The organism is Methylophaga sp. UBA678 (genome assembly GCF_002299105.1).
Classification (GTDB): domain Bacteria; phylum Pseudomonadota; class Gammaproteobacteria; order Nitrosococcales; family Methylophagaceae; genus Methylophaga; species Methylophaga marina.
The window spans coordinates 292,403-304,774 of sequence record NZ_DBNG01000009.1 but is presented as its reverse complement, the minus strand read 5'-3'; the positions used below and the strand labels follow the sequence as shown (position 1 = coordinate 304,774).

The 12,372-nt window shown below is 44.6% G+C and carries 13 protein-coding genes; 12 read left to right on the top strand and 1 reads right to left on the bottom strand.

Annotated elements, in window-relative coordinates:
* The first annotated feature begins 3 nt into the window (after positions 1-3).
* From trkA to B3014_RS06055, 8 genes are read left to right on the top strand one after another with little or no spacing between them, the layout of a single operon-like run.
* Positions 4-1,386 carry a Trk system potassium transporter TrkA gene (trkA, locus tag B3014_RS06090; RefSeq protein ID WP_286306000.1) on the top strand — a complete coding sequence of 461 codons (1,383 nt, stop codon included), beginning with the start codon at positions 4-6 and terminating at the stop codon, positions 1,384-1,386.
* A gap of 7 nt (positions 1,387-1,393) precedes the next feature.
* Positions 1,394-1,954: a YqgE/AlgH family protein gene (locus tag B3014_RS06085; RefSeq protein WP_289243558.1), complete on the top strand. Its 561-nt coding sequence runs from the start codon at positions 1,394-1,396 to the stop codon at positions 1,952-1,954.
* The gene (gene ruvX, locus B3014_RS06080; RefSeq protein WP_349675869.1) at positions 1,951-2,370 is read left to right on the top strand and encodes a Holliday junction resolvase RuvX; all 420 of its coding nucleotides are present in this window, start codon (positions 1,951-1,953) and stop codon (positions 2,368-2,370) included. Before B3014_RS06085 ends, ruvX begins: the two co-directional genes overlap by 4 nt.
* Positions 2,367-2,891, top strand: coding sequence for a bifunctional pyr operon transcriptional regulator/uracil phosphoribosyltransferase PyrR (gene pyrR, locus B3014_RS06075; protein WP_289243770.1), 525 nt, complete (start codon positions 2,367-2,369; stop codon positions 2,889-2,891). Before ruvX ends, pyrR begins: the two co-directional genes overlap by 4 nt.
* Positions 2,888-3,862 (top strand): aspartate carbamoyltransferase catalytic subunit, encoded by a 975-nt coding sequence (locus B3014_RS06070; protein ID WP_289243559.1) that lies wholly within the window; start codon positions 2,888-2,890, stop codon positions 3,860-3,862. The genes pyrR and B3014_RS06070 overlap by 4 nt, the downstream gene beginning before the upstream one ends.
* Positions 3,859-5,136: a dihydroorotase gene (locus tag B3014_RS06065; RefSeq protein WP_289243560.1), complete on the top strand. Its 1,278-nt coding sequence runs from the start codon at positions 3,859-3,861 to the stop codon at positions 5,134-5,136. Before B3014_RS06070 ends, B3014_RS06065 begins: the two co-directional genes overlap by 4 nt.
* A gap of 16 nt (positions 5,137-5,152) precedes the next feature.
* Complete coding sequence (locus tag B3014_RS06060) at positions 5,153-5,344, top strand: DUF3012 domain-containing protein (RefSeq protein ID WP_289243561.1); 192 nt, start codon at positions 5,153-5,155, stop codon at positions 5,342-5,344.
* A complete protein-coding gene (locus B3014_RS06055; protein ID WP_289243562.1) occupies positions 5,292-6,083 on the top strand; it encodes an HAD family hydrolase in 792 nt (263 codons plus the stop codon). Before B3014_RS06060 ends, B3014_RS06055 begins: the two co-directional genes overlap by 53 nt.
* A gap of 11 nt (positions 6,084-6,094) precedes the next feature.
* Here the strand turns inward: B3014_RS06055 and B3014_RS06050 are convergent, their stop codons facing one another.
* The gene (locus tag B3014_RS06050; RefSeq protein WP_289243563.1) at positions 6,095-7,165 is read right to left on the bottom strand and encodes an SEL1-like repeat protein; all 1,071 of its coding nucleotides are present in this window, start codon (positions 7,163-7,165) and stop codon (positions 6,095-6,097) included.
* Positions 7,166-7,333: 168 nt separating this feature from the next.
* On the opposite strand from B3014_RS06050, the gene B3014_RS06045 reads away from it, so the two are divergent.
* The 4 genes from B3014_RS06045 to B3014_RS06030 are packed head-to-tail and all read left to right on the top strand — an operon-like array spanning position 7,334 to position 12,312.
* On the top strand, positions 7,334-8,995 hold the full coding sequence (locus B3014_RS06045; RefSeq protein WP_289243564.1) for an autotransporter outer membrane beta-barrel domain-containing protein: 1,662 nt from the start codon (positions 7,334-7,336) through the stop codon (positions 8,993-8,995).
* Positions 8,996-9,028: 33 nt separating this feature from the next.
* Positions 9,029-9,562 carry a gluconate 2-dehydrogenase subunit 3 family protein gene (locus tag B3014_RS06040; RefSeq protein ID WP_289243565.1) on the top strand — a complete coding sequence of 178 codons (534 nt, stop codon included), beginning with the start codon at positions 9,029-9,031 and terminating at the stop codon, positions 9,560-9,562.
* Positions 9,555-11,231, top strand: coding sequence for a GMC oxidoreductase (locus B3014_RS06035; RefSeq protein ID WP_289243566.1), 1,677 nt, complete (start codon positions 9,555-9,557; stop codon positions 11,229-11,231). The genes B3014_RS06040 and B3014_RS06035 overlap by 8 nt, the downstream gene beginning before the upstream one ends.
* Positions 11,203-12,312, top strand: coding sequence for a hypothetical protein (locus B3014_RS06030; protein ID WP_289243567.1), 1,110 nt, complete (start codon positions 11,203-11,205; stop codon positions 12,310-12,312). The genes B3014_RS06035 and B3014_RS06030 overlap by 29 nt, the downstream gene beginning before the upstream one ends.
* The last annotated feature ends 60 nt before the right edge of the window (positions 12,313-12,372 follow it).

Below are 12,372 nucleotides of genomic sequence, written 5' to 3'. Positions count from 1 at the left end.
ACCATGAAGATTCTGATCCTCGGAGCCGGACAAGTCGGCGCCTCTGTTGCGGCAACGCTAGCGCGAGAAGATGATGATGTGACGCTTGTCGACACAGACAGCACCAACTTGCTCAAGCTGCAGGACCATTACGATATCCGTACCATACAAGGGCAAGCCTCACACCCCGATGTTCTGGCTCGTGCTGGCGCTGAAGATGCAGACTTGATTCTGGCGGTGACTAATAGTGATGAGACCAATATGGTGGCCTGTCAGATTTGTCACACGCTCTACAATACGCCAACAAAGATTGCTAGGATTCGCTCCACCGGTTACCTCTCCACGCCGCAGTTATTTGATAAAGAAAACCCACAAGCCATTGCCATAGACATGCTGATCAGCCCGGAACAAATTGTGACGGAATATATTCAGCGGCTTATCAGCCACCCGAATGCGTTGCAGGTCTTGGATTTTGCTGAAGGCAAAGTACAGCTTGTGGCCGTAAAAGCATTTCACGGTGGCCTTTTAGTTGGACACCCTCTACGAGACTTACGCAAACATATTCCCAAAACTGAAACCCGGGTTGCTGCTATCTTCCGTGATGGTCACCCCATCACACCGACAGGCGATACAACGATTCAGGCAGACGATGAAGTCTTTTTTATTGCTGCAACTAAAGATATTCGTGCAGTCATGGGTGAATTGCGTCGTCTGGAAAAACCTTATAAACGAATTATGCTGGCGGGTGGCGGTAACATCGGCGCTCGTCTGGCTAAGGCCTTAGAAAATGATTATCAAATCAAATTGATCGAGGCCAACCCGGATCGTGCAGAGTTTCTCTCTGAAGAGCTGAGTAACAGTATTGTGCTGTTAGGTGATGTTGCTAACGAAGAACTATTGCTGGAAGAAGAAATCGATAAAGTCGACTTATTCTGTGCGTTAACCAATGACGATGAGGCAAATATTCTTTCCGCTATGCTGGCAAAACGACTCGGCGCCAGTAAGGTTTTATCGCTGATTAATCGCGCGGCTTATGTTGATTTGGTAGAAAGCGGCAGCATAGACATTGCTTTATCCCCACAGCAGGCCACTATCGGCAGTCTTCTGGCCCACATTCGGCGTGGTGATATTGTCGCTGTTCACTCATTGCGTCGCGGTGCTGCCGAAGCACTGGAAGCCATTGCGCATGGTGATAGCAGTTCTTCTGTTGTGGTTGGTCGACGCATTGATGAAATCGACTTACCACCGGGTACCACCATCGGAGCGATTGTTCGGGGTGAAGAAGTGATTATTGCTAAAGACGACACCCTGATTGAATCCGAAGACCACGTTATTTTATTTTTAGTGAATAAACGCTACATAAAAGAGGTCGAACGTTTATTCCAGGTTGGCTTTACCTTCTTTTAGGAGTGCTATGGAGTCTTCATTACAAAATCATTTTCTGATCGCCATGCCTAACTTGGCCGACTCGTTTTTTTACCGTTCGGTCATTTACATTTGCGAACATGATAAAAATGGCGCGATGGGTCTGATTATCAACCGACCTACTCGTGTCATGTTAGAAGAGCTCCTCTCTCATCTACATATTGAAAATCCTTCTGAAAGCATTAAAAATACGCCCGTGTTATTTGGTGGACCTGTACAAAAAGGTCAAGGCATGGTCATTCACGATCAAGCCCAATCTCCCTGGAAATCAAGTTTGCAGCTGACTAACGATATTATCTTAACGACCTCTACTGATATTCTTGAAGCCCTTGGCACCGATGAGGGACCTAGCAATGCGTTGGTGACCTTAGGCTATTCCGGCTGGTCAGAGGGTCAGTTAGAAGAAGAAATAATGGAAAACAGCTGGCTCACCGTTCCTGCCAGCCATACCTTATTATTTGATACGCCCGCAGATCAACGCTGGCATGCGGCAGCCAAATCGATTGGTGTTGATATGAATCTGATGTCTAACATCGCAGGTCACTCATGAGTGTGGCCAGAACCCTGCTGGGCTTTGATTTTGGCATGAAGAACATCGGCATTGCTGTGGGACAGGAATTAACCGCCACTGCGAATCCATTGACCGCGATTAAAGCTCGTGATGGTATTCCAGACTGGTCACACATTGAAAAACTGCTAAAAGAATGGCAACCCGATTTGCTTATCGTCGGCCTTCCACTGAATATGGACGGCACTGAACAGGAAATGACTGCAGCAGCCAAACGGTTTGGAAATCGTCTCAATGGTCGCTTTAATATCCCTGTGGAATGGCAAGATGAACGACTGACAACATACGAAGCACTAGACCAAATGGGAATCCGCAGTAAAATGGACTCTCGTCAACGCAGTGACGTCGATCAGTTATCTGCACAACTCATACTTCAATCATGGCTGAACCAACAATGACCATCGCACTGACTCACACTCAAGTTCAGAATCTGCTCAATGATATGGCTGCAGATATTCGCGAGAAACTCGCTGATAAGCAACCCTTACTCGTCGGTATCCATACTGGAGGGGTTTGGGTAGCCAAAGCCTTACAGGATATTTTGGGTGATGATTTTTTTGATGCCCCACTAGGCACACTTAATATTGCTTATTACCGGGATGATTTCACCCGCATAGGTATGCATCCTCAAGTGACCCCGTCTGATTTACCTTTCAGTGTCGATGGGCGTCATCTGATTTTGGTGGATGATGTACTGCATAGTGGACGAACAACTCGCGCAGCGCTGAATGAAATTTTTGACTATGGGCGTCCAGCCAGTGTCACGTTGGTGGTATTAGTTGATCGAAATGGACGTGAACTCCCCATACAAGCCGATATTATCGGCAAAACGGTAGAAGTCGCCAAAGGTCAACATATTAAGCTGACCAACACCGCAGGATTACAGTTGGAGTATCGAAATAAAGGCAAGGCCGAATGAATAACAACCAATTGACGGAAAGCGGTCAACTTCGCCATTTTCTCACGATTGAAGGGCTGAAAAAGCCATTACTGACGGAAATTATGGATCGTGCAGAGCAGTTTTCAGGCATTACCAATCGTCAGGTAAAGAAAGTCCCTATTCTGCGTGGTAAAACCATTGTTAACCTGTTCTTTGAAAACAGTACTCGTACTCGCTCAACCTTTGAGCTCGCCGCCAAACGCCTGTCAGCGGATGTCATGAACTTCAATATCAGCACCTCTGCAACGTCGAAAGGTGAGAGTTTGCTGGATACGCTGCATAACCTTGAGTCGATGCACACTGATATGTTTGTGGTCAGACACAACCAAAGTGGCGCGGCTGAATTTATTGCACAGCATGTGTCACCGCATGTCAGCGTCATCAATGCAGGTGATGGTTGTCATGCCCATCCCACACAAGCCATGCTTGATATGTTTACCATTCGTCGCCACAAAAAAAGCTTCCCAGATCTGCGGGTAGCTATCGTTGGGGACATATTGCATTCAAGGGTGGCTCGCTCACAAATTCAAGCGTTAGCGACATTAGGTGTTGGCGAGATTCGGGTAATTGGACCCAAAACCTTACTGCCTGCTGATTGCCAGACCTTGGGTGTCCATGTCTATCATGACATGGAGGCCGGTTTAGAAGGCGTTGACGTTATCATCATGTTGCGTCTACAGCTTGAGCGCATGCAAGGGGCACTCATTCCCAGTGCCAGAGAGTATTTCCATTGTTTTGGGCTAACTGACGATAAGCTCAAACTTGCTAAACCTGATGCCATTGTGATGCACCCTGGGCCTATCAATCGCGGTGTTGAAATTGCTTCCTCCGTAGCTGATGGGCCGCAATCGGTCATACTAGAACAAGTGACTCACGGTATTGCTGTCAGGATGGCCGTTATGTCTATGGCGATGGGTGCACAATCAGAACAAAATGAGCTGCCAGCATGAAAATTCGTATAAAAAATGGGCGTGTCATTGATCCAGCCAGTCAGTTTGATGCGCGACAAGATCTCTACATAAGTCACGGAAAGATTGTTGCTATTGGTGAACAACCAGAAGGTTTTGAAGCTGATAAAACAATTGATGCAAAAGGTTTAATCGTTAGCCCCGGCCTGGTTGATCTGAGTGTCCGAGTGCGTGAGCCAGGTCAGGAACATACAGCGACAATCCTGACAGAGACCAAGGCCGCCGCCGCTGGTGGCGTGACGACTATCTGTGTACCACCTGATACCGCACCTGTTATTGATAACCCGACCGTAGTCGAACTCATTGAGGATCGGGCGAAAAAGTCTGGCCGCAGCATGGTTCTGACAATGGGTGCAATGACGCAAAACCTGGGGAATGAATTACTTGCCGAAATGGCCAGACTAAAAGCGGCTGGTTGTGTTGGCATCAGTAATGGCCTCTCACCGATAAAAAATAGCGTCATCTTACAAAGAGCCATGGCTTATGCCGCCACCTTAGATATGACCGTCTTTATTACGGCTTCAGATCCTTGGCTGCAAAGTCAGGGATGTGTACATGAAGGCGCAGTCAGTTCCAGGCTTGGATTAGGCGGCATTGCCGAAAGTGCTGAAACGGTTGCCCTAAGTCGTGATCTCATCCTGATTGAACAAACCGGAGTACGCGCTCACTTCCATAATTTATCGACGGGTAAAGCGGTCAAATTGATTCGGGAAGCACAAAATCGTGGCTTACCGGTGACCGCGGATGTCAGTGCCCATCACCTACATTTATCTGAGCATGATTTAGGTAACTATGATGCGTTAAGCCATGTCTTACCGCCTTTTCGTAGTATCCGTGATCGCGAGCAGTTACAACAAGGTGTTCGCGATGGCGTTATTTCAGCAATCTCATCACATCATCAGCCACTTGATATCGACGATAAACTCGGTCCTTTTGCTGAAACCAAACCCGGTATTTCTGGTCTTGAAACCTTATTACCATTAACAATGAAACTGGTAGAAGATGACGAGGTCAATTTGCACACCGCGCTGGCCGCTTTAACCTGTAACCCGGCAGATATTCTGGGCATCGACTCAGGCCAGATCAAAGTGGGCGCAGTGGCTGATATTTGTCTGATAGATCCTGATTCGGAATATGAGTGCCGACCACTGAACTTCGTCAGTGCTGGCAAAAACAGTCCCTTTGAAGGCTGGTTGTTTAACCATCAGGTCAGCCATACATTATTCCATGGCCGCTTAGTTCATGAACGAGATTAAGTTTTAAGGAAACGACATGCAATTAATAAAAACCCTATTATGTTCTGCAGCGCTGCTGGGTTCATTTTTACTCATCACGGCTTGTAGCCCTGAAGTGGGTAGTGAAGACTGGTGCCAAATGATGAAAGACAAAGCTAAAGGCGACTGGACTGCGAATGAAGCAGCCGATTTTACTCGTTTCTGCATATTCCCAAGCAATGACAAATAAACTCTACGCACTCGATTTTGATGGTGTCATCTGCGACAGCGCGATTGAAACAGGTATGGCTGGCTGGAAAGTCGCCTTAAAGCTGTGGACAGATATGCCCAAGGCTATACCTGAGGATTTGATAGAAAAGTTTCGTCAGGTTCGTCCTGTGATGGAAACAGGGTATGAGGCTGTGCTTATCATGCGGCTGCTTTACGAAGGCATGTCTCCTGACACGCTCATGTCAGCTTTTCATCATCAAATGGAAGCGCTGATGATTCGTGATGATATGTTCGTAGATGAACTTAAAGAGATTTTTGGTTCTACCCGAGATGAGTGGATTCGAGATGACTTTGATAGCTGGATCGCCATGAATCCATTATTCGATGGCATTGCAGAAAAGCTTCGTCGCATCCCAACGGATAGTTTGGTGATTATCACCACCAAACAAGAACGTTTTGTTGATCATATACTCAAGGCTAATCAGATTGCTCTGCCCATTGAACAGGTTTATGGTCTGGATAGAAATATGAGCAAACAACAGATTCTAAATGATCTTCATGGGGAAAACCCCAGCCTGAAGATCCTGTTTATTGAAGATAGGTTACCCACGCTGATTAATGTGATTACCGATGATCGTCTGGACGATATTCAGCTTTATCTGGCCGGCTGGGGTTACAACACCACAACAGACAAAGACAGCGCCAGCAATATAGACAGAATCTCTGTTATTCAGTTATCAGACATACCCAAACTGTGATAAACCGTTTCTTAATGTTGGTGAGGAACTTTGTTGTAATGCTTATGTGGCGTATCGTGGTTTTCGTCAAACCACTTCTGAGCTAATTGACTCGCTTGTTTCTTTTGCTCTTCAGTTAACATTGCCGCCACTGCTGAGCGGTAGTAGTGGGCATCTTCATGTCCACTTGAGGCCGCTAAATCAAACCATTTATAGGCTTCGATAAGATTCTTTTCTTCGCCATCACCGTTAAAACTCATCAAACCTAAATAGAATTGTGCATTTCGATCCCAGCCTTTCGCAGAAACATCAAACCAATGTCTAGCCATTACATAATCTTGGCTCCCCCCCAATCCAAGATAACTCATAAAACCCAACATAAATGCGGCTTCTACACTCTTGTTTTCTTGAGCTTTTAGAAACCAGCTCTTTGCCTGCTCATGATCTAAAGCCACACCATCGCCATCAAATAGCATTTTCGCTACACGATATTGTGCGTTTGGATATCCCAGCTCAGCAGAACGTTTAAACCATAAGTAAGCCTGTTTAGGATCCTGCTTTACCCCTGAGCCGCTTAAATAAAGCAGACCTAAATTGAATTGCGCCTGACTATTTCCTTGCTCGGCTGCCTTTTCAAACCAATCTGCCGCACTAATGAGATCTTTGCTCACTCCCTGACCATTCATCAACATGGCACCGACGTTAAATTGAGCCGCAGCACTCCCTCTTTCTGCTGATTTTCTAAAAAGTTCAAAAGCTTTTTTCTGATCTCTTTCAACATCAGGTTCATTGCCAGTGTAGTAAAGCATACCCAGAGCATAGGCGGCCTCATCATGGCCTTTTTGTGCAGCTATATCTAACCAGCTCATTGCCGAATCGTAGTCTGGATGCCCCAGCTTTCCTGAAAGCATTAATGCACCAAGATTATATTGAGCTTCAACATTTCCCTGCTTAGCAGCTGCTAACCAGCTTTGCTGAGCAGCTTGATAATTCCCCTGTTGTGCGGCCTGCATCCCATCGGAAAACTTATCAGCATGAGCCGTAACAAAAACAGTGGAAACAACAAGACAAGCTTTTAAAAAAAACAAAAATATTTGTTTCAATTTTTATTCCTTTGAGTCGATAACTAGACTCTAACAAGCTGAATTAAGCAACGTTAAAAAAAATGTAAAATAACACACATTAATCATGTGTATTTTTACAAAAACAGAAATATAATATGCAAATCTCACCAAGCTTTATTGGGCGAGATTTGTTAATGAGGCACGTTCATGGTCAATCTTCTTTTGCGTTTTGCATTTCTTTGTTTTTTTCTAGTTTCGTTTTCTGCCAATGCTGGACATTTGTTTACACAAGGTTCGAGTAATACACCAATTAACTTGAAGTCAGGTCAAGGTATCGAAGTTACTCAATTATCTTACGAGGGCGCCGGCACTAATGGTCTGGTTACTATCGATTTTTATCAAAGTGGTGGTTCAGATAATAGCCTACTATGGTCAGCTGGTGACAGCATCAAGGTCACGATTGGCTCATGGGTCCAAACATTCAAATATGATACCCTAACTACTGATTTTACTGGTTCATCACAAACCTCTAACAAATTATCAGCGACAGATCCAACACTCGCTGCAGCAAATATAACTCCAACAGGCACAACAAAATTTACGATAGAATCAACTTCAGGACAATTTACTTTTGAAGGCTATAGAATATACGTCAATGGATCTACCTATAACGGGTCTGGTTCTGGCCCGATAGACCAATCACAAGTGGTTTCCTCTTCCACTTTTCAATCGAATGCCGGATCAAACCAGAAAACCGGGGTTGGGCAACACTTAGATCAAATTGGCGGTAATGTTGGGGGAAAACTTGATGACTTCATTACGCTGCTGGCTGGCCAAACTCCAGAAAAGCAACAAGAAGTATTAAAAAGTATCTCCCCTGAACAAAGTCAGGCATTAGGCCAATCTGTTAATAATACGGTTTCCGGGAGTTTTGATACTGTCCAAGTACGCCTTGACTCGCTCAGGATAGGTGCTGCAGATGTGCAAAATGTAAATCATGCATCAGGGTTATCGTCTGGTGGCGTTCTTGATGTCATACTTGAGCGCCATGCTTGGGTAAAAGCACTGGGCGGTAAATCTAAGCAGGATAGTGAAGATGGCTTTGCTGGTGCGGACTCGCGTTATCACGGAGTCATGGGTGGTATGGACTTTACCACCAGCTCAGACCTCACATTAGGGGCAGCCTTTGCTTACGCCAGAACCGACGTTAATATGAATGATTATCGTGATGGCGATGGTGCCGATATTGATACCTATCAATTAACCGCCTACTTCAATCAGTCTTTTGAGCGTTTTTACGTGGAAGGTATGTTGACCTATGCATATCAGAATTATGAGACCAAACGAAATACACATGTCATCGGTGTAGCCAAAGGTGACTTTGATGGTGATATGTTTGCAGCAAGACTGGTAACAGGCATGCCACTCTATCTTGAGCAAATCACTATTACACCTTTTATCGGCGTAGAGGGTTACCACACAAGACAACGTGGATATACAGAGACTGGTGCGGACTACCTCTCCATGCATATCAATAGTAACGAGTCTAACCGCTTCCGTTCACTTGTGGGTACAAAAGTCAGTAAAGAGTTTGAGTTATCCGACGGTAGTATCCTAACGCCTACACTACAAGTAAGTTGGCGCCATGAGTTTAAAGAAGATGGCATCACCACAACATCATCATTCTTGGGCGGCGGCGGTCAGTTTGAAAGTGTTGGCCAAAAAGTAGATCGTAATACTGGTAGTGTCAGTGGTCGAGTCAATTGGGCTAAAACGGACACCTTGTCACTGGGTGTTGAGCTTGGTGCTGAAGCCTCTTCCGGCTACCGGGCTTATAATGGTCAACTCTATGCTGACTGGACTTTCTAATCACAAAATCGTTATAAAAAAGGCACCTTCAAGGTGCCTTTTTTATTTATAGCGTATATTTATCTGACTATGAAACGCAGAGATATCATAAAGAGCGGGATAGGTATTGGCATTTTATTACCCTACTTCTATCTGCCTAGAGCATTGGCTAATTTACTGTCTTTTCAGCAGACACGAACATTAATCGCATTTATTGACGCATTAATTCCAGCAGATATAACGCCATCAGCATCACAGCTCAAACTACATGAAACACTGTTACTTTATGCTAAAGATATTAAAAACTATCCTGAGCTTATCCAGCTTGGATGTGAGTGGTTAGATAAACAAGCAGGTCTTATTCATCAGCAACATTTTCTTCAGCTAAGTATTGATCAACAGAACGGTATTATCCACAAAGCGGCCAACAGTGATGCGATGAGTATTCAGGCACAATTTTTTTCTCATATAAGACAGGATATATTTCGGTTTTATTATGCAAAGCCGGCAAGCTGGACAGGCTTAAATGTTTCGCCACCACAGCCAACCGGCTATAAAAACCACTTTAAGCCTGTAAATTATGAATAACGCTAAATCGTCATATGATGCTGTGATCGTAGGTTCAGGTGCTGGGGGTGGCACAGCCGCCTGGTATTTAAGTCATCACGGCTGGAACGTGCTTGTTATTGAAGCTGGCCCATACTTTCATCCTGAAAAGGATTATTTAGCCGCAACTAATCAGTGGGAGTCACCATTTCCACAAAAAAAGCATAGCCAGGGAAACTATGGCTATGCTGATATGCAACAACTCTCTGAAGCGAATGATGATCTGCGTTCATGGAATCATATTCAGGGCAGATTAAATAAAACCGACCACCGCATCCCTTTTGGCTACCAACATGTTCAAGGTGTTGGCGGTAGCTCATTACATTTTAGTGGCGAAGCACACCGGCTTAATCCCCGCTCAATGAAAATGTTTTCTGACTATGGATTATCAGCTGACTGGCCATTTTCGTATGAAGAGCTCGAACCGTTTTATATTCAGGCGGAGCAATTAGTCGGCGTTGCAGGACCGACAGTGGATAACTTACGCCCTCGTTCTCATCCTTACCCACAAAAAGCCCATCATCCAAGTTATAGTAGCCAGCTTTTGAAGAAAGCATTTGCTGAAAGAAACCTCACTTTGACAGAAAATAGTGTGGCGATATTAAGCTCTCCTCATCATGATCGACCTCATTGCAACTACTGTAACTGTTGTCTTAAAGGTTGTCCCCTAACTGATAAAGGCAGTATAGATGTCACCTATTTACGAATGGCCAGAAAAACAGAACGCTGCTATCTAAAAACTGGCTGTTACGTTACTCATATAGAGACGGGTCCAAAAGACAGTATAAAAGGCATTCACTATACGGATAGTGAGGGAATGGAACACTTTATTGCAACACCCTACCTTATCCTTGCCGCTGGAGCCGTGGAAACACCGCGATTATTACTCGCTTCTGACACTACCTCCTCTACAGGACTTGCCAATGAGTCAGGGCAGGTGGGAAAAAACTTCATGGAAACAATTCTTTGGACATCCAACGCCACATTAGATGCCCCGTTAGGCAGTCACCGCGGCTTGGCTGTTGACAGTATTTGCTGGAATTTTAATCAACCTGACAGTATTCCAGGTGTGTTTGGTGGTTGTCGGTTCTCACCTTCTGTAGCAGAGTCCGATCTTATCGGACCAATAAGTTATGCACAGCGTGTTATTCCTGGATGGGGAATAGAACACAAGCAACAAATGCGGAAGCAATTTGGGCAAGTGTTATCTTTGAGTGGGATAGCAGAGAGCCATACTCATCCGGGAAGCTTTATTGACCTCGACCCGGTTATCAAAACGAGACATAATCAACCTGCCGCAAGAATTCACAGCTATGTCGATGAGCTGACCACCAAACGTATACGGTTTATGGCTAATATGTGCCGGGATATCCTAAATCAGGCTGGCGCGAACACTATCTTTGAAGAATTTAGCTCTTACGATATTTTTAGCAGCTCACATGTGTTTGGTACCTGTCGTATGGGTAATAATCCAGAGCACTCGGTCGTCAATCAATGGTGCCAAAGTCACCGCTGGAAGAATATGTATATCGTTGATGGCAGTGTGTTTCCAAGCTCTGGCGGTGGAGAGTCCCCAGGTTTGACTATCCAGGCCATCACCTTAAGAGCCATGAAGAAACTCCATGAAACACAAAAAAACACCTCGTCCTAATCATCCCGGCTATATCCTGTCTGAAAACATCGATTTTTGGATGACGGGCGGCGCTTCCATTCTTGTTATGCTTTTATTGTTGGTCTATATCTTTTTTACAGGTATCCCACAGTCTACAGCTAACATTACCAACATATTAGGCACTGCCATCGTACTACAGATATTTATTAACTGGCCTCATTTTATGGGTGCTTATCGTCTTGTTTATACCCCTAAAAACAATATAAAACGTTACAAAGCCGCCACTATCTATGTTCCAGCCCTGCTTATACTGGTTCTAATCGTTGGTTTAGTCACCGGCGAGTCAATAGAGGGGCCCCTATCGATATTTACTGTTAATCAGGATGTAACTTATTTTTGTTGGTTGGTCGCTGCTTTTTATCTTGCCTGGCATTACACGGGACAGGCATGGGGAATGATTGCCACTTACAGCAAATTAAGTCAGCTGATGCTGAAAAAAAGTGAACGGTTTACACTTCGTCTAGGGTTACGGACATTACTCGTATGGCATGTTATCTGGGGTGCTCAGGATTTGCCTGCAGAGTGGTTTGCTGGTGTTTTACATGCCCATATTGGTACATTGCTTAGCTTGGCAAATATCGCAGCGTGTCTTTCTTTTCTAGCTTCTTCAGCTGTGTGGTACGGCATTTATTTACGAACAAAGCGGATACCTGATAAACGCATTATTGCTTCGTGGTTATCTATTTACCTTTGGTACTTCGTATTATTTTTTATGCCGGAGGCATATTTACTGGTTCAGGTATCACACGCCTTACAGTATCTACCTTTCCCAATTCGTGTTGAGTTAAATCGTCGACAAGCAAACTTAGTGGATATCAAACAAGTCGCCTTAAAAGGCTGGGCCATAAGGTATTACCTGTTACTGATCTGCGTAGGGATCGCCTTTTTTTACTTTCCGGAATTTATTTCTATCGAAAACCAACAGTTTACATTTGCTGTACTGGTTTCAAGCCTGATAAATATTCATCATTATTTTGTTGACAGCTGTATCTGGCGAATTAGCAATGCAGAAGTTCGTCGTGAGCTTTTTGCTCATTTAGAAACGAAATTTGTGAAATAATTTTCAGAGGAATTTAGATAAGGAATAATGGCGGAGCGGACGGGACTCGAACCCGCGACC

Coding starts and splice junctions, on each gene's coding strand:
- trkA (WP_286306000.1), top strand. CDS start 4: ATGAAGATTCTGATCCTCGGAGCCGGACAAGTCGGCGCCTCTGTTGCG.
- B3014_RS06085 (WP_289243558.1), top strand. CDS start 1,394: ATGGAGTCTTCATTACAAAATCATTTTCTGATCGCCATGCCTAACTTG.
- ruvX (WP_349675869.1), top strand. CDS start 1,951: ATGAGTGTGGCCAGAACCCTGCTGGGCTTTGATTTTGGCATGAAGAAC.
- pyrR (WP_289243770.1), top strand. CDS start 2,367: ATGACCATCGCACTGACTCACACTCAAGTTCAGAATCTGCTCAATGAT.
- B3014_RS06070 (WP_289243559.1), top strand. CDS start 2,888: ATGAATAACAACCAATTGACGGAAAGCGGTCAACTTCGCCATTTTCTC.
- B3014_RS06065 (WP_289243560.1), top strand. CDS start 3,859: ATGAAAATTCGTATAAAAAATGGGCGTGTCATTGATCCAGCCAGTCAG.
- B3014_RS06060 (WP_289243561.1), top strand. CDS start 5,153: ATGCAATTAATAAAAACCCTATTATGTTCTGCAGCGCTGCTGGGTTCA.
- B3014_RS06055 (WP_289243562.1), top strand. CDS start 5,292: ATGAAGCAGCCGATTTTACTCGTTTCTGCATATTCCCAAGCAATGACA.
- B3014_RS06045 (WP_289243564.1), top strand. CDS start 7,334: ATGGTCAATCTTCTTTTGCGTTTTGCATTTCTTTGTTTTTTTCTAGTT.
- B3014_RS06035 (WP_289243566.1), top strand. CDS start 9,555: ATGAATAACGCTAAATCGTCATATGATGCTGTGATCGTAGGTTCAGGT.
- B3014_RS06030 (WP_289243567.1), top strand. CDS start 11,203: ATGAAACACAAAAAAACACCTCGTCCTAATCATCCCGGCTATATCCTG.